The organism is Synechococcus sp. CS-1326 (genome assembly GCF_025128115.1).
GTDB lineage: Bacteria > Cyanobacteriota > Cyanobacteriia > PCC-6307 > Cyanobiaceae > Regnicoccus.
On sequence record NZ_JAHLYV010000033.1, the window covers coordinates 133,706 to 149,102 of the forward strand.

16 protein-coding genes and 1 other RNA gene are annotated in these 15,397 nt (G+C 65.2%); 10 read left to right on the plus strand and 7 right to left on the minus strand.

Annotated features, from left to right (window positions below; all coding sequences use genetic code 11):
• The first annotated feature begins 25 nt into the window (after window positions 1-25).
• From pyk to KQ307_RS13625, 5 genes are all read left to right on the plus strand, one after another.
• Window positions 26-1,813 carry a pyruvate kinase gene (pyk, locus tag KQ307_RS13605; protein ID WP_259728283.1) on the plus strand — a complete coding sequence of 596 codons (1,788 nt, stop codon included), beginning with the start codon at window positions 26-28 and terminating at the stop codon, window positions 1,811-1,813.
• Between the two features lie 9 nt (window positions 1,814-1,822).
• Entirely contained in the window at window positions 1,823-3,049 is a 1,227-nt protein-coding gene (locus tag KQ307_RS13610; protein WP_259703187.1) for an ABC transporter permease, read from the plus strand.
• 99 nt (window positions 3,050-3,148) lie between these two features.
• A complete protein-coding gene (locus tag KQ307_RS13615) occupies window positions 3,149-3,409 on the plus strand; it encodes a DUF1830 domain-containing protein (protein ID WP_259703186.1) in 261 nt (86 codons plus the stop codon).
• A 101-nt stretch (window positions 3,410-3,510) separates the two neighbouring features.
• Window positions 3,511-5,439, plus strand: coding sequence for an ATP-dependent zinc metalloprotease FtsH (gene ftsH, locus KQ307_RS13620; RefSeq protein WP_259728284.1), 1,929 nt, complete (start codon window positions 3,511-3,513; stop codon window positions 5,437-5,439).
• A 39-nt stretch (window positions 5,440-5,478) separates the two neighbouring features.
• On the plus strand, window positions 5,479-5,793 hold the full coding sequence (locus tag KQ307_RS13625; RefSeq protein WP_259728285.1) for a hypothetical protein: 315 nt from the start codon (window positions 5,479-5,481) through the stop codon (window positions 5,791-5,793).
• 35 nt (window positions 5,794-5,828) lie between these two features.
• Here KQ307_RS13625 and clpP read toward each other — a convergent pair whose 3' ends face one another.
• Window positions 5,829-6,422, minus strand: coding sequence for an ATP-dependent Clp endopeptidase proteolytic subunit ClpP (gene clpP / locus KQ307_RS13630; RefSeq protein WP_259728286.1), 594 nt, complete (start codon window positions 6,420-6,422; stop codon window positions 5,829-5,831).
• A gap of 132 nt (window positions 6,423-6,554) precedes the next feature.
• Here clpP and psb29 point away from each other — a divergent pair, with 132 nt between their 5' ends.
• Window positions 6,555-7,322, plus strand: coding sequence for a photosystem II biogenesis protein Psp29 (gene psb29, locus KQ307_RS13635; RefSeq protein ID WP_259728287.1), 768 nt, complete (start codon window positions 6,555-6,557; stop codon window positions 7,320-7,322).
• Here psb29 and KQ307_RS13640 read toward each other — a convergent pair.
• From KQ307_RS13640 to petN, 3 genes are read right to left on the minus strand one after another with little or no spacing between them, the layout of a single operon-like run.
• Window positions 7,296-8,720: a hypothetical protein gene (locus tag KQ307_RS13640; RefSeq protein ID WP_259728288.1), complete on the minus strand. Its 1,425-nt coding sequence runs from the start codon at window positions 8,718-8,720 to the stop codon at window positions 7,296-7,298. The two genes, psb29 and KQ307_RS13640, sit on opposite strands and share 27 nt — an antisense overlap.
• Window positions 8,717-8,866, minus strand: coding sequence for a hypothetical protein (locus KQ307_RS13645; protein ID WP_259703180.1), 150 nt, complete (start codon window positions 8,864-8,866; stop codon window positions 8,717-8,719). Before KQ307_RS13645 ends, KQ307_RS13640 begins: the two co-directional genes overlap by 4 nt.
• A 39-nt stretch (window positions 8,867-8,905) precedes the next feature.
• Window positions 8,906-9,007: a cytochrome b6-f complex subunit PetN gene (gene petN / locus KQ307_RS13650; RefSeq protein ID WP_071801536.1), complete on the minus strand. Its 102-nt coding sequence runs from the start codon at window positions 9,005-9,007 to the stop codon at window positions 8,906-8,908.
• A 61-nt stretch (window positions 9,008-9,068) separates the two neighbouring features.
• On the opposite strand from petN, the gene clpS reads away from it, so the two are divergent.
• Together clpS and KQ307_RS13660 are read left to right on the plus strand one after the other, a co-directional pair.
• Window positions 9,069-9,368, plus strand: a complete 300-nt coding sequence (gene clpS / locus KQ307_RS13655; protein WP_259703179.1) for an ATP-dependent Clp protease adapter ClpS — start codon at window positions 9,069-9,071, stop codon at window positions 9,366-9,368.
• Between the two features lie 39 nt (window positions 9,369-9,407).
• Window positions 9,408-9,683, plus strand: a complete 276-nt coding sequence (locus tag KQ307_RS13660) for a DUF2103 domain-containing protein (RefSeq protein ID WP_259703178.1) — start codon at window positions 9,408-9,410, stop codon at window positions 9,681-9,683.
• A 130-nt stretch (window positions 9,684-9,813) separates the two neighbouring features.
• Here the strand turns inward: KQ307_RS13660 and ssrS are convergent.
• The 3 genes from ssrS to KQ307_RS13675 all read right to left on the minus strand — a co-directional run bounded on the left by ssrS (window position 9,814) and on the right by KQ307_RS13675 (window position 12,206).
• A non-coding RNA gene (ssrS, locus tag KQ307_RS13665) (6S RNA) lies at window positions 9,814-9,996 on the minus strand.
• Window position 9,997: 1 nt separating this feature from the next.
• Window positions 9,998-11,248 carry a 5-(carboxyamino)imidazole ribonucleotide synthase gene (locus KQ307_RS13670; RefSeq protein WP_259728289.1) on the minus strand — a complete coding sequence of 417 codons (1,251 nt, stop codon included), beginning with the start codon at window positions 11,246-11,248 and terminating at the stop codon, window positions 9,998-10,000.
• 67 nt (window positions 11,249-11,315) lie between these two features.
• Window positions 11,316-12,206 (minus strand): carbohydrate ABC transporter permease, encoded by an 891-nt coding sequence (locus tag KQ307_RS13675; protein ID WP_259703176.1) that lies wholly within the window; start codon window positions 12,204-12,206, stop codon window positions 11,316-11,318.
• Window positions 12,207-12,263: 57 nt separating this feature from the next.
• Here KQ307_RS13675 and recQ point away from each other — a divergent pair, with 57 nt between their 5' ends.
• Window positions 12,264-14,114, plus strand: coding sequence for a DNA helicase RecQ (recQ, locus tag KQ307_RS13680; protein ID WP_259728313.1), 1,851 nt, complete (start codon window positions 12,264-12,266; stop codon window positions 14,112-14,114).
• A gap of 69 nt (window positions 14,115-14,183) precedes the next feature.
• Window positions 14,184-15,350 carry a 3-dehydroquinate synthase gene (aroB, locus tag KQ307_RS13685; RefSeq protein WP_259728290.1) on the plus strand — a complete coding sequence of 389 codons (1,167 nt, stop codon included), beginning with the start codon at window positions 14,184-14,186 and terminating at the stop codon, window positions 15,348-15,350.
• The last annotated feature ends 47 nt before the right edge of the window (window positions 15,351-15,397 follow it).

Here is a 15,397-nt window from a genome sequence, read left to right on the forward strand (position 1 = left end):
TTCCGCTCAACCCTCGGCTGCTTCGATGGCCAAGCCCGATCTCTCGCGTCGCACCAAGATCGTGGCCACCATCGGTCCTGCCACCGAATCACCGGAGCGGCTGCGCCAGTTGATCCGCGCCGGTGCCACCACCTTCCGCCTCAACTTCTCCCATGGCGATCACTCCGAGCACGCCGCCCGGATCGCCACGATTCGGCAGGTCGCCCACGAGCTCGGCATCCACGTCGGGATCCTTCAGGATCTGCAGGGGCCCAAGATCCGCCTGGGCCGATTCATCGGTGGTCCGATCACCCTGGCCAACGGTGACAGCTTCCAGCTGACCTCCCGCGACGTGCCCTGTGACCGGTCGATCGCCACGGTCACTTACGACAAGCTCGCTGACGAGGTGCTGGCCGGGAACCGCATCCTGCTCGATGACGGCCGCGTGGAGATGGTCGTCGACCGGGTTGATGGACCCCAGCAGACTCTGCACTGCACGGTTGTGGTGGGAGGCGTGCTCTCCAATAACAAAGGGGTGAATTTCCCCGATGTGCAGCTCTCGATCCGCGCCCTCACCGACAAGGACCGCCAGGACCTGATCTTCGGCCTCCAGCAGGGGGTCGACTGGGTTGCCCTCAGCTTTGTTCGCAACCCCTCCGACATGGAGGAGATCCGCGAGCTGATCAGCGGCCATGGCCACACCACCCCGGTGATCGCCAAGATCGAGAAATTCGAGGCAATCGATCAGATCGATGCGATTCTCCCCCTCTGTGACGGGGTCATGGTGGCCCGGGGCGATCTCGGCGTCGAGATGCCGGCCGAAGAGGTGCCGCTGCTCCAGAAGGAACTGATCCGCAAGGCCAACACGCTCGGCATCCCGATCATCACGGCCACCCAGATGCTCGACAGCATGGCCAGCTGTCCGCGCCCCACCCGCGCCGAGGTGAGCGACGTGGCCAACGCCATTCTCGATGGCACCGATGCGGTGATGCTCTCCAACGAAACCGCCGTAGGGGACTTCCCCGTGGAAGCCGTGGCCACGATGGCCAGGATCGCCTGCCGCATCGAGCGCGATTACCCTCGTCGCGCCGTGGACAGCCACATGGCCTCCACGATCCCCAATGCCATCAGCCAGGCCGTGAGCACGATTGCCAGGCAACTGCAGGCCGCGGCGATCCTGCCGCTCACCAAGAGCGGAGCCACGGCCAGGAACGTCAGCAAGTTCAGGCCTTCCACCACCATCCTGGCGATCACCAGTGACGTGAAGGTGGCCCGCCAGCTCCAGATGGTCTGGGGCGTCAATCCCCTGCTGATCGATGACCAGGACTCCACCTCCAGCACCTTCACCCTGGCGATGGGCATCGCCCAGGAACAGGGGCTGCTCAAGGAGGGGGATCTGGTGGTCCAGACCGCCGGCACGCTCGCCGGGGTCAGCGGCTCCACCGATCTTGTCAAGGTGGGAATCGTCTCAGCGGTGCTCGGCCGGGGGCTGGGAATCGGCAGTGGTTCGGTCAGCGGCAGGGTGCGCGTGGCCACCAACCCGGAAGAGGCCGCCCGCCTGGTGAGCGGTGAGATCCTGGTGGTCCGGGAAACCACAGCCGCTTATCTCAGCGCGATCCGCAAGGCCAGGGGGGTGATCGCCGAAGAAGACGGCAGTGAGAGCCATGCGGCGGTGATTTCCCAGCGGCTCGGGGTTCCGGTGATCGTGGGGGTCTCCAACGCCACCACCGATCTGCGCCATGGTGAGTTCGTCACCCTGGAGCTGCGGGAGGGCCTGGTCCATCGCGGCGCCCGCAACCACACCCAGTCCAAACGGCTGGGCACCCTGCTCTGAACCCGCACCGTGGCCTCCAAGCTTCCGCTCAGTGAAACGGTCACCATGGCCCTCAGCACCCTGAGGGCCAACCGGCTGCGCAGCCTGCTCACCATGCTTGGCATCGTGATCGGCAATGCCTCCGTAATCACCCTGGTGGGGGTCGGCAGGGGAGCCCAGAACCTGGCGGAAGGTCAGCTCAACACGCTCGGTGCCAACGTCCTGTTCGTGGTGCCCGGCAACAACGACACCCGGCGCCAGGGAATCAACAGTCCCCGCACCCTGGTGCTGAGCGATGCCGAGGCGATCGCCGAACAGGTCCCGAGTGTGCGGCGCGTGGCTCCCCAGATCACCCTCAATGAAGTGGTTCAGGTGGGGGCGAACAGCGCCAATTCCTCTGTTTCCGGCATCACACCGGAGTTTCTTCCCGTCCGGCGGTTCGAGATCGCCCAGGGCCGGTTCTTCAGCCAGCAGGACCTCGACTCCGCCCGCAACGTGGCCGTGATCGGACCGGATCTGCGCGACAAGCTGATTCCGACTGGCGCCGCGATCGGGCAGACGCTGCGGATCAGGGACCAGTCTTTCGAGGTGATCGGCATCACCGCCCCGAAAGGTGCCGCGTTCGGCAGCAACCAGGATGAAGCCGCTTACATCCCGCTCTCCACGATGGTGAGTCGCCTGGGAGGGCGAACCAGCTTCGGCATCAGCCTCACCTTCATCAGCGTCGAGGCGCTTGATGAGGCCAGCACCGGAGCCGCCAAGTTCCAGATCACCAACCTGCTGCGCCAACGGCATCGGATCCTTCGCGAAGACGACTTCGCGGTGCGTTCCCAGCAGGATGCCCTTTCGATCGTGGGCACGATCACCGGCGGACTCACCTTGATGCTCGCGGCCATCGGTGGTGTGTCCCTGCTGGTGGGTGGCATCGGCATCATGAACATCATGTTGGTGTCGGTCAGCGAGCGCACCCAGGAAATCGGCCTGCGCAAGGCCCTGGGAGCCCGCAGTGGCGACGTGCTGCTCCAGTTCCTGGTGGAATCGCTGGTGCTGGCCAGCCTGGGTGGCCTGATCGGCAGTGCCGTGGGGCTGGGGGCCGTGGCTGCCGTGGCCCGCTTCACACCGCTGCCTGCGGCGATCGAATTCAGCAGTGTGGCCTTCACCGTGGGGCTCTCGGGCGGAATCGGCCTGTTCTTTGGCGTGGTGCCGGCCCGCCGTGCCTCTCGGCTGGATCCGATCGTGGCCCTGCGCAGCCTCTGAACACCCAAGAAAACCTTAAATCGGCTGATTGGTGGTAACGGAGACCAACTTCAAGCCTCAGGGGTGGCTTTATGAGAGTTCCCTGAAGTGATGTGACCCGTGGCGAGGCTCCCCTGCGGTTTCCGCAATACCAGCGACCGCATGGTGATCGTGCGTTGTTGCGGCCCCAAGGAGTTTTATCTGGAGCGGGTGGTCTTCCCCTTTGAAATGCTCAGTTTCGAAGCACCACTCGGCTCCGTGGTGGAAGTCTGGACCCATGGTCTCGGCGGCCCGGAGCTGATCGAGACCCTCGCCAGCAGCGATCTCCTGGTGGAGTCAGACGATCGCGAGCCCTGCCTGAGCGGCGACAGCTCTTCCTGAGACAGCGGCGCCCGTGGGAGACTGAAAGACCGATGCCCTCGTCTGGCCCAGCCACGAGTGAGCGGCCGGCCCTTTACAGTTCTTAAACATTTAGAGGCACCATGAAGCAGCGCTGGCGGCTGATCGCTCTCTGGTTTTTGCCGATCGGCGTGGCTCTGTTTCTCGCCTGGCAGGTGCTTGGCAACGGAGGGGGAGCGCGCTTCTCTCCGCAGCCAGCCAGCTCCAGCGCTGCTGGTCCCCGCAACACAGCCGTGGCGCGGATGAGTTACGGCCGCTTCCTTGACTACGTGGAAGCCGGTCGCGTCACCGCCGTTGACGTTTACGACGGAGGCCGCACAGCCGTGGTCGAAGCCGTGGATCCTGATCTCGACAACCGCGTCCAGCGGCTCAGGGTCGATCTGCCCGGCCTGGCCCCTGAACTGATCAACAATCTCAAGGAGCGCGGCATCAGCTTCGACATTCATCCCCCCCGCACAACTGGCCCAGCACTGGGAATTCTCGGCAATCTGCTGTTCCCCCTCCTGCTGATCGGTTCACTGATCTTTCTGGCCCGCCGTTCCTCTTCGATGCCCGGTGGCCCTGGCCAGGCGATGCAGTTCGGCAAAACCAAGGCACGCTTCGCCATGGAAGCCGAAACCGGTGTCAAGTTCGATGATGTGGCTGGTGTCGAGGAGGCCAAGGAAGATCTTGAGGAGGTGGTCACCTTCCTCAAGCAACCGGAGCGATTCACATCCGTTGGGGCCAAGATTCCCCGTGGTGTTCTGCTGATCGGTCCTCCCGGAACCGGCAAAACCCTGCTGGCCAAGGCGATCGCCGGCGAAGCGGGTGTTCCCTTCTTCTCTCTCTCAGGCTCGGAGTTTGTTGAGATGTTCGTGGGTGTGGGCGCCTCAAGAGTCCGCGATCTGTTCAAGCGGGCCAAGGAGAACAGCCCTTGCCTGATCTTCATCGATGAAATCGATGCCGTCGGACGTCAACGGGGAGCTGGAATCGGTGGTGGCAATGATGAGCGTGAGCAGACTCTCAATCAGTTGCTCACCGAGATGGACGGCTTTGAGGGAAACACAGGCATCATCATCATTGCCGCCACGAACCGGGCTGACGTGCTCGATTCCGCGCTGCTGCGGCCGGGACGGTTCGATCGTCAGGTCTCAGTCGATCCACCCGATATCCGGGGCCGGCTGTCCATTCTCAATGTCCATGCCCGAAACAAGAAGCTCGCCGAAGACGTTTCGCTTGAAGCGATTGCCCGACGCACACCTGGCTTCACAGGCGCTGATCTGGCCAACCTGCTGAATGAGGCCGCCATTCTCACGGCCCGTCGCCGCAAGGAAGCCACCAGCCTTGCCGAGATTGATGATGCCGTCGATCGGGTGATCGCCGGCATGGAAGGCAAGCCCCTCACCGATGGCCGCAGCAAGCGCCTGATCGCCTACCACGAAGTGGGCCATGCCCTGGTCGGCACCCTTGTCAAGCACCATGACCCCGTTCAGAAGGTCACCCTGATTCCTCGCGGCCAGGCCCAGGGGCTCACCTGGTTTGCTCCAGATGAAGAGCAGATGCTGGTCAGCCGGGTCCAGCTCCGCTCCCGCATCATGGGTGCGCTCGGCGGCAGAGCAGCCGAAGCCGTCGTGTTCGGCCATGCCGAGGTGACAACAGGAGCAGGCGGCGATATCCAACAGGTGGCTGGCATGGCACGCCAGATGGTCACCCGTTTCGGAATGAGCGAACTTGGGCCCGTTTCCCTGGAAGGCGGCAGCCAGGAAGTGTTCCTGGGCCGGGATCTGATGACGCGCAGCGATGTCTCCGATGCTATTTCAAAACGAATCGACGAACAGATCCGCTCGATCGTGGACACCTGCTATCGCGACACCATCGACCTGGTGGCCAGCAACCGTGCCTGCATGGACCGGTTGGTTGAGTTGCTGATCGAGAAAGAATCCCTCGATGGCGATGAGTTCCGCCGGGTGGTGTCTGAATTCACCGAAATCCCCGACAAGGAACGCTACTCTCCGCTGGTTGAAGCGAGCTGAGCTGGGAAGACCGTTTTCAGCAGCCTGCCCGAAGCAGGAGTGGCTGCCCTTAACCAAAGCCAAACCATTTTTGATTCCGCTTCATTTAGCATTCCATTTCACAGTGGCACGGTCTTGAGCAATATCCAGTCTCCGATGGAGTCATTCAGCCGCTATCACGGCGATGACTGGTCACCCGAACGGGTGGCCTTCCATCAGAACCTTGAGCAGTTCGCTGAGCGGGTTGGATTGATCGTGGCCCTCCAGGGAAACGGCAAGATCAGCCAGGACAATGCCTACGCTGAGATCCGCCAACTCTGGAAGGAACTCAAAGGCAGCAAGGGCAACCTGCTCGATCCCAATTCAAAAGCCTGAATTGAAGTTTTAAGAATCCTTCTGGCCCCATGGATTCAATCCACTGGGCGGATCGGCCGTTTTTCAATCACCTTGTCGATCAGGCCATAGGCCACAGCTTCCGCCGGTGACATGAAGAAATCCCGGTCCGTGTCCTGCTGGATCCGCTCCAGAGGCTGACCGGTCCGATCGGCAAGCTCATGGTTGAGCTTGTCTTTGAGGAAAAGAATTTCATCCGCCTGAATGCGGATATCGCTGGCCTGCCCGCGTGCTCCGCCGAGTGGCTGGTGGATCATGATCCGGGAGTGATGCAGGCTGCTGCGCTTGCCTTTGGCCCCCGCCGTGAGCAGAAAGGCCCCCATGCTGGCCGCCAGACCCACGCAGACCGTCTGCACATCCGGTTTGATGTGCTGCATCGTGTCGAAGATGCCGAGGCCGTCGTAGACGGAGCCACCGGGCGAGTTGACGTACAGAAAGATGTCCTTTTCAGGATCCTCTGCCTCCAGAAAAAGCAGCTGAGCCACAACCCGATTGGCCGACTCCGAGGTGACGGGTTCGCCAAGGAAAATGATCCGCTCGCGCAACAGACGCGAATAGATATCGAAGGCACGTTCTCCCCGGCCGGAATCCTCAATCACGATCGGGATCATCGGCAGACCTTCAGCAGTTCAGCCATCCTACCGAGCAGAGTGGTCGGCCAGAGCCTGTCCGTGAGGGGGGGGAATCTGCCGGAACGGCAGGCAGGGGTCGGCGCTATGGTCCAGGAACCATGAGAAACAAGAGTGGGCGTCAGTCTCACCGTCGCTGACAGCAAGCGCGCCTTCCACCAGTCCTTCCCCCATGTGATCGGCCCCCTCTATCGGCGCCTGGTGGATGAGTTGCTGGTGGAGCTCCATCTGCTCAGCCACCAGAAGGGCTTCCGCAGCGATCCGCTCTTCGCCGTGGGCCTCACCCAGGTGTTCGACAGTTTTGCCAGGGGCTACCGTCCCGAGCAGCAGAAGGAGCCGTTGTTCGTGGCACTCTGCGCCTCCTCAGGCTTCGATGCCGCCGGGATTCGCAGCGAACGGGAACAGGCCCTGCACGCCGTAGGCAGCCACAGCCTGGAGGAGGTCAGGCACTGGCTGGAGTCCCAGGGTGAAGGCGCCCCAGAGCCGATTGCCGGCGTGCTGGCCCAGGTGAAACGGGCCGATTTCCACTACTCCAGGCTCTTCGCCGTTGGCCTGCTGAGCCTGCTGCAGCAGGCCCAGGGCGCCGAGGCGCTCGAACCCCAGGCCCTTCAGCAGGCCTCCCACGAGATCGGCGCCTCGATGGGGCTGCTCAAGGAAAGGCTCGACAAAGACCTCAGCCTTTATGTCAGCAATCTGGCCAAAATGGCCCAGGCCGTTGAGCTGATGGAAGAAACCGTGGCCGCTGATCGTCGGCGTCGTGAGCGCCAGAAAGAGGAGGCCGCCGCCAGCCTGGAGGTCAGCAGGTCAACGGCACCGGCGCCGGAAGCAGCCCCCGGTGGCGACTCCAGCAAGCCGTCATCGGCGCCCACCGCCACCAGCTGACGGCTGGGCCAGCTTCAAGGAGCCCGTCAGCCAGGACAGGGGCGAAAGACCGGCTGGCTTGGAGGCGGGCGAAACGCTGAGCCATTCCAGTTGCTCGGCCTGTCTGACCACCACCGGCAGTCCGGGAGGCAGCAGCGAGATGGCTGCCAGGTCGGCAGGCCGGGCCTGAAGGCTGATCGCAACCCCATCCGGTGAACGCACGCCGGCCGCTGATCCGACTGTCCCGACGGGGACAGGCCCGAGGAAGAACTGAAGCTCGGCGGGCAACCCTGCCACCGGGCGGATCCAGCGCCAGCCCCCGACGACACTGCCGTCCTGACGCTGCCAGGTGCTGCTGCCCGGCACTGACGAAACGCCGGCACCAGGCGCCTGAAGCGTCAGGCCCTGGCCTTCGAGGTTGGTCCGCAGCGACAGCAGCCAGGCGTCCCAGGCGGGGCGATCCTTGCCCACGGCGAGCTGGAGCTCCAGAGAGGCCTGAAACGGCCCGCTGGCCAGGCGGCGCAGGCGCAGCTCGAACGGCAGGCTCCCCAGCCGATCCGACAGCGGTGGCATCAGGCCGTAGCGCTCAACCAGGGGCTGGCGGATCAACTGGCGGGTGAACAGTGTCTGGAACAACAGATCGAGCCTTTCACCCTTCACCTCCAGCAACAGGGAAGCGGGCAAGGCAGGCCGCCGGCTCGGCAGCAGCGGCGGCGGCGGCAGGGCCGGCGAAGGTCCAGCCAGGTCTTCGGTGGAACTCGACTCACCCTGCCAGACCAGGCCGGCTCCATCACTGCCCAGCTCCAGGCATCCCTGCTGATAGCGCTGCAACAAGGGCGAGAGGGGGCCTGCCAGCTGGGCGAGGGCCGTCCGGCTCCAGGCCACCGACTGGCCACTGCGCAGGCGCTGGACACAGCGTTCCTGCAGTCCCCTGGGCGTCCGCAGGTTGCGGCGCAGATCCTCCTGCAGCAGCTGGCGGGACAGGGGATCAGGGGCGATCACCACCAGATCATCAAGGCGCAGGCCGTTGGGCGGCAGGGCACCCGAATCGCCTAGGCCGAAAGCGCGAGCCGGAAGGGCCAGAAAGGCTTCGGCCCCATCGCCATGACGACCCCAGAACTGCCACCAGGAACCGCGCTGGCGGATCCAGAGCCGGGCGGCGCTTTCACGGCCGAGTCGGCGCTGCCAGAGGGGGGGAGCTTCGCGGCCTGGATCGGCGGCGAAACTCTGAATCAGGGCCGATGCGGTCAGCAGCCGCTCCAGGCCCGCGGCATTGGAGCGGGGGAAGCGGCGCAGCTGAACGGCTGGCACCAGGATCAACGACGCCACCACGATGGTGGTGACCGGCAACAGGGACTGCCAGGAGAACGGCCACCGCCAGTTCCATTTCCCGGCCAGGGCGGTCAAGGGAAAGCTCAACGGCGCTTCGGGGCTGGTTTGGCACGGCGGCGGCGATCACGCCACTCGATCGCGGAGAGATACACGACACCTCCACTGACGAACACCAGCAGAGCAGAGGCCACCACAGCAAGAACCGAGGTGCCGCTGATCAAGGTCTCAGGCATGCGGGCAGCTCAGAATGACCAACGCGAAGGCGAAACCGCTCAGAAATTGATGCTGCCGTCACCGTTGCGGCCCCACACCACCATGGCGATCGAGAAACTGAACAGCGCGGCCAGAGAGGCCCAACCCAGGGTGATCAACATGACGGCTTCAGCAGCTCTGACTTTCTGAGCTTACCTAGGCTTGGAGAGCTGCGAATCGCCCATGGCAACAGCCAGCCCCACCCGCCCTTCGCCAACCCAGGAACGCCTGCGACAGCGGCTTGCCTACCCCCATTTCAAGGTGGTGGTTCTTGACGACGACTTCAACACCTTCCAGCACGTGGTCGCGATGCTGGTGAAGGTTCTGCCGGGCATGGGCTCCGATCGTGCCTGGGAGCTGGCCCACCAGATTGATGGCTCGGGATCGGCGGTGGTCTGGTCCGGTCCTCAGGAGCAGGCCGAGCTGTATCACCAGCAACTGGGCGGCGGCGGGCTCACCATGGCGCCCCTGGAGCGGGCCTGAGCAGATCTGCCTAAACTTCGATCTGGATGGAGTGTGGTGATGGGCCGTGTGGTGATCACCCACAGCACCTACCTGGAAGGCCTGATCCCACTGCTCAGGGCCCTCGCCAACCTGGAAGGGATCGATACAGTCACACCGGCGGTGATCTGCCGGGTGAAGGGGCGAAGTCCGCAGTTGCGCCTGAAGATCTCCACACCGATCACAGGCGGCTTCAAAATGCTGGCCAGACGTGGCAGTTCGGCCCAGGAGGTGTTCGTGATCACCTGCTGGGGGCGGGATCGCCTCCAGAGCGAACTGGACAACTTACTGGCCTGACCCAGTCTGTGCTGATCAACCAGCGGATCGTCCAGGCCTTGCAGTGACAGGCCTTGCAGTGACAGGCCTTGCAGTGACAGGCCTTGCAGAAACTGGCCTTGCAGTGAAAGGCGTTGCAGTGAATGGAAAAGGGTGAACCGCCATGCCGTCTTGCCCCAGGTTTCGACCTGGATAAACCAGAGGAGAGATCAAAGCCGGGCTTCATTTCCGGCAACAGGGCCGGTATACGTCACCGTGGCGACAGATCTCCCACGTCGAAGAGGGAGTCAGATCAGAAAACTGTGAAAGGCAGTCACCAACACAGCTGCTCGAGATCAGCTTAAACCACTTTCCAGCGGCAACGGCCAGACCCGTCGCACCTCCTCCAACAGAGACCGGGCTTCGGCGGCCCGGCGTTGCGGGTCGGTTTCGTTGAGGGGAATGGTGAGATGGCCCAGCTTGCGGCCCGGCAGCGAGGCTGACTTGCCGTACCAGTGCAAGGTGGCACCAGGCAAGGCGGCGAGCACCTGACGCTGTTCCTCATAGGTGTGATCCGAGCCCCCGTAGCCGAGCAGATTCACCATCAGGGCACCGGGTCGCTTCAGGCCGGTTTCACCGAGCGGCTGCCCGCAGACGATCCTCAGTTGCTGGGCGAACTGACTGGTGTGGGTCGCTTCGATCGTGTAGTGGCCGGAGTTGTGGGTACGGGGGGCGAGCTCATTGATCTGCAGGCCGGCGGGCCCGAAGAAAAACTCGATCGAGAGCACCCCGACGTAGTCGAGGGAGGTGAGCAACGAAGCAGCCACATTGCGGGCCCTGGCTTCCACCGCCTGGCTGACGGCGGCGGGGGCGATGACCCAGTCGCAGATCTGCTGGTGCTGATGGGTCTGAACCAGGGGGAAGCAGGCAACTGAACCATGGCGGTCCCGACAGGCCACCATCGCCAGCTCCTGCTCGAAACGAACGAATTCCTCCAGCAACCAGTCGGTCGGTCTGACCCTCTCCAACAGGTCGTTCAGCTCCTCCTGGTCGTGAATCAGCCGCGTTCCCCGCCCGTCGTAGCCGCCGGTGGAGGCTTTCGCCATCACAGGAAAGCTGAAGCCATCGGGAAGGCTGCTGGCCGGCTGGGTGGCTGGCCCAGGAGAGGCCACCCCGACCAGCGGAGATCCACTCGGCAGAAGGGGCGGCGGCAACAGTTCCTCAAGGGCAATCCACTGAGGGGAGGGCAGGTTGAGCCGATAGAGCAACTCCCGCTGAGCCCGTTTGCACACCAGCGGCCTGAGCGCCTCGATCTTCGGCAGAAACACGACCCCTTCGGTCTCGAGGACCTTGAGGGCATCAAGATCCACCCACTCGTTCTCAAAGCTGATTGCTTCGCTGCGCTGCGCCAGCTCCCGGGTGGCAGCCAGGTCATCGAGGGGAGCGAGCACCACGCTGGTGGCGAGCCTGGTGGCCGGATCATCGGCCAGGGGGGTCTGCACGTGCAGCTGCACGTTGGCCTGGCTGGCCGCCTCAGCCAGCATCAAGGCCAGCTGGCCACCTCCCACAACGCCGATGCTGCCGCCGATCGCCCGATCCAACCCCATGCCAATCAACACCAGGGGCAGCAGAGAAGCTTGACATTCTCCCTGCCCGGCTCACCGGCGGGGCCCTTCAGCCCAGGCCGCGCTCGCCGGCCGCCAGGAAGCGCACCAGGGAGAACAACAGCACGATCAGGAACAACGCCAGACCCACCGTGCAGGCATAACTGATGTCAAGCTCGGAGAAGGCCTGGTCGTAGACGTAATAGACGAGGGTGCGGGTCGACTCGGCGGGACCACCCTGGGTCATCAGGAACACCTCCTCGAACACCTTGGTGGCCGCGATCGACGAGATCACGGCCACCAAGGTGAGATAGGGACGCAGCAGGGGCAGGGTGATGTCGAGATGACGCCGCCACCCCACGCTGCCATCGAGGGCTGCAGCCTCATAGAGCTCGGGAGAAATGCCCTGCAGACCGGCCAGAAAAATCACCATGTAATAACCGAGCCCCTTCCAGAGCGTCACGAGCATCACGGCGGGCAGGGCCAGAAGGGGATTGGTGAGGAAGCCGATCGGCAGGAAGGAGGGGCCCAGCAGCGCCGAGAGCCAGCCGTTGATCAGCCCGTTCTCCGCATAGAGCCAGCGGAAGGCGATCGCCGCCACCACGATCGAAACCAGCACCGGCGTGTAGAAGGCCGCCCGCAACCAATGGATACCGGGCAGGCTCCGGTTCACCAGCACGGCCAGGGCCAGCGAACCGAGCACGATCGGCGGCACGACACCGATGAGATAGAGGAAGGTGGTGCCGAGAACCTGGAAGAACATCGGATCGGCCAGAAGTCGCCGGATGTTGGCAAGCCCGACGAACCGCAGCGGCTCCGCCATGTCAAGGCCCGTTTCTGTGAAGCTGATCACCAGAGCCATGATCGCCGGCAGCAGCACCGAAACCCCCAGCAGGGTGAGGGCAGGCAGCAGAAACCCCCAGGCAGTGCGGCTCGGGGAGGAATTGGAAGCTCTCAGCATCAGGCCATTGTGGGGGGGCCGCAGCAGCTCGAGCCCAGGCCGACGCACCCGTTGACCGTGACCGCTGACAAGCCATGGCCTGATCCACTCGACCTGCTTCGTCGGGTGTTCGGCTACTCCGCCTTCCGCGGCCCGCAGCAGGCGATCGTGGAGCATGTGATCGACGGCGGCTCAGCCCTGGTGCTGATGCCCACCGGCGGCGGTAAATCGCTTTGCTATCAGATCCCGGCGCTGTGCCGCCCTGGGCTGGCAGTGGTGATCTCGCCGCTGATCGCCCTGATGGAAGACCAGGTGGAAGCCCTGCGGCAATCGGGGGTGCGGGCGGCGGCGTTGCATTCGGCGCTGGCAGCCCAGGAGAGCAGCGCGATCTGGCGCGCCCTGCAGGCCCAGAGCCTGGATCTGCTGTATGTGTCGCCGGAGCGGCTGCTGGCCGGCGATCTGCTCGATCAGCTGGCGGAGCGCCCCCTGGCCCTGTTCGCCATCGACGAAGCCCATTGCGTGTCGCAGTGGGGGCATGATTTCCGGCCGGAATACCTGCAGCTGGCGGAACTGGCGGCCCGCTTTCCCCAGGTGCCGCGGCTGGCGCTCACCGCCACCGCCGACCCGCGCACCCGCGACGAGATCGTGGCGCGGCTGGCGCTGGAGCAGGGGCGGGTGTTCACCGCCAGCTTCGATCGCCCCAACATCCGCTATCTGCTGCACGACAAAGACGACGCCAAGGCCCAGCTGCTGACCTTCCTCGAAGCGCACCGCGGCGATGCCGGCATCGTGTACGCCCGCTCCCGCGCCCGGGTGGATCGCTTCGCCGCCGACCTGCGTGCCGCCGGCCATGACGCCATCGCCTATCACGCCGGTCTGGAGGCGCAGCAGCGCAGCGCCGCCCTGAGCCGTTTCCGGCGGGACAGCGGCGTGATCGTGGTGGCCACGATCGCCTTCGGCATGGGCATCGACAAGCCGGACGTGCGCTTCGTGGCCCACGTGGATCTGCCCAAGAGCCTGGAGGCCTATTACCAGGAAACCGGCCGGGCCGGCCGTGACGGCCTGGCGGCCACCGCCTGGATGGTTCACGGCGCCGGCGATCTGCCGCAGCTGCGGCGTTTCATCGACGATTCCGAGGCCGAGCCGGCCCAGAAGCGGATCGAGCACGGAAAACTGGAGGCCCTGATCGGCTTCAGCGAGGCGCCCGGCTGCCGCCGTCAGGTGCTGCTGGCCCATTTCGGCGAAAGCCTGGAGCAGCCCTGCGGCAACTGCGACCGCTGCCTGGAGCCCCAGGAGCACACCGATGTGACGATCCAGGCCCAGAAGGCCCTCTCGGCGGTGTACCGCACCGGTCAGCGCTTCGGCGCCGCCCATGTGGTGGATGTGCTGCTGGGGGCCGACACGGCGCGCCTGCGGGCCCTGGGGCACCACGAACTGAGTGTGTACGGCATCGGCAAGGAGCTCGACCGCGGCCAGTGGCGCACCCTGCTGCGCCAACTCACCGCTGGCGGCCTGCTGGAGCCGGTGCCCGATGGGCACGGAGGGCTGCGCTGGGGGGCCGAGGAGCTGGTGCGGCCGTTGCTGCGTGGCGAGCAGCGCCTCGAGCTGCCGCTGCCGCCGCCGCGCCAGGAGAGGCGCTCAAGGGCGCGCAGCGGCGCAATGGGCGGGGCCGCAGGCGCTGCCGGGGCAGGAGCAGACGGGCAGAACGCCGATCCTGAGCTGCTGCAACGGCTCAAGGACTGGCGGCGGGAGCAGGCGCGCGAGCAGGCGGTGCCTCCCTACGTGGTGTTCCATGACCGCACCCTGGTGGAGTTGGCCGCGCGGCGGCCGCACCAGATCGCAGAACTGGCGGCGATCAGCGGCATCGGCGCTGCCAAGCTGGAGCGCTACGGCAGTGCCCTGCTGAGCCTGCTGAACAGCGACACCTGAGCACGGCCGCAGAGAGCCGCGCCTTACCTTCAGCTCGATCCGACCCACTCCCGTGCACGGGTGATTGCGATGACACCCAGCCAGCCCACCAGCTACAGACCCGAGCACCCCGCCGGCCAGGCCGCCGTGGAACAGCCGCCGTTGAGCACGATCGAGGTGGCCCTGGCCAGCAACCCCTACACGGTGCGGATCGGCGACGGGGCACTGGAGGCGCTGGGCGCCCTGCTGGAGGAACGGGGCTTCGCGGCCGGCACCCAGGTGCTGCTGGTCACCAACCCGGAAGTGGATCGCCACTACGGCGAGCGGGCACTGGCCAGCCTGCAGCGGCAGGGTTTCCGCTCCACCCGCCTGGTGATCGCCGCAGGAGAAGAGCACAAGACCCCCGCCACCGTGGCCCAGATCCATGACGCAGCCTTCGCGCAGCGGCTGGAGCGGCGGTCGCTGCTGGTGGCCCTCGGTGGCGGCGTGGTGGGCGACATGGCCGGCTTCGCCGCCGCCACCTGGCTGCGGGGGATTCCGGTGGTGCAGGTGCCCACCACGCTGCTGGCGATGGTAGATGCGGCGATCGGCGGCAAGACCGGCGTGAACCATCCCGGCGGCAAGAACCTGATCGGCGCCTTTCATCAACCGGAGCTGGTGCTGGTGGATCCCACCACACTTGACACGCTGCCGGAGCGGGAGTTCCGCGCCGGCATGGCGGAAGTGATCAAGTACGGGGTGATCGGTGATCCGATCCTGTTCGCCGATCTGGAAGCGGCGGCGGATCTCTCCAGCCTCGAAGCGATCGGCCCGGCCCGGCTGCAGCGCCTGCTGCAGCGCTCAGCGGCGGCCAAGGCCCGGGTGGTGGCGGCCGATGAACGGGAGGGCGGCCTGCGGGCGATCCTCAACTATGGCCACACCCTGGGCCATGTGGTGGAAACCCTCTGCGGCTACGGCACCGTGATCCACGGCGAGGCGGTGGCGCTGGGCATGGAGGCTGTCGGGCGCCTGGCTCTGGCCATGGGCCTGTGGCAGCCAGCCGACCAGGAGCGCCAGCGGGCGGTGATCGCCAAGGCCGGCCTGCCGCTGGCCCTGCCACCGCTGGATGTGGAGGCGGCCCTGCAGACCCTGCAGAGCGACAAGAAGGTGAACCAGGGCCAGCTGCGCTTCGTGCTGCCCACCGGCATCGGCCAGGTGGTGATCCGCAACGACGTGGATCCGGTTCTGATCCGCCAGTTGCTGGCCGGCGCGCTCTGAGCGGAAGCCAGCCGCTGACCCCCTCCACTCAGGCACACGCCGGCGAA

Coding starts and splice junctions, on each gene's coding strand:
- pyk (WP_259728283.1), top strand. CDS start 26: ATGGCCAAGCCCGATCTCTCGCGTCGCACCAAGATCGTGGCCACCATC.
- ftsH (WP_259728284.1), top strand. CDS start 3,511: ATGAAGCAGCGCTGGCGGCTGATCGCTCTCTGGTTTTTGCCGATCGGC.
- clpP (WP_259728286.1), bottom strand. CDS start 6,422: ATGATCCCGATCGTGATTGAGGATTCCGGCCGGGGAGAACGTGCCTTC.
- KQ307_RS13645 (WP_259703180.1), bottom strand. CDS start 8,866: ATGCCTGAGACCTTGATCAGCGGCACCTCGGTTCTTGCTGTGGTGGCC.
- petN (WP_071801536.1), bottom strand. CDS start 9,007: ATGTTGATCACCCTGGGTTGGGCCTCTCTGGCCGCGCTGTTCAGTTTC.
- clpS (WP_259703179.1), top strand. CDS start 9,069: ATGGCAACAGCCAGCCCCACCCGCCCTTCGCCAACCCAGGAACGCCTG.
- KQ307_RS13660 (WP_259703178.1), top strand. CDS start 9,408: ATGGGCCGTGTGGTGATCACCCACAGCACCTACCTGGAAGGCCTGATC.
- KQ307_RS13670 (WP_259728289.1), bottom strand. CDS start 11,248: ATGGGGTTGGATCGGGCGATCGGCGGCAGCATCGGCGTTGTGGGAGGT.
- KQ307_RS13675 (WP_259703176.1), bottom strand. CDS start 12,206: ATGCTGAGAGCTTCCAATTCCTCCCCGAGCCGCACTGCCTGGGGGTTT.
- aroB (WP_259728290.1), top strand. CDS start 14,184: ATGACACCCAGCCAGCCCACCAGCTACAGACCCGAGCACCCCGCCGGC.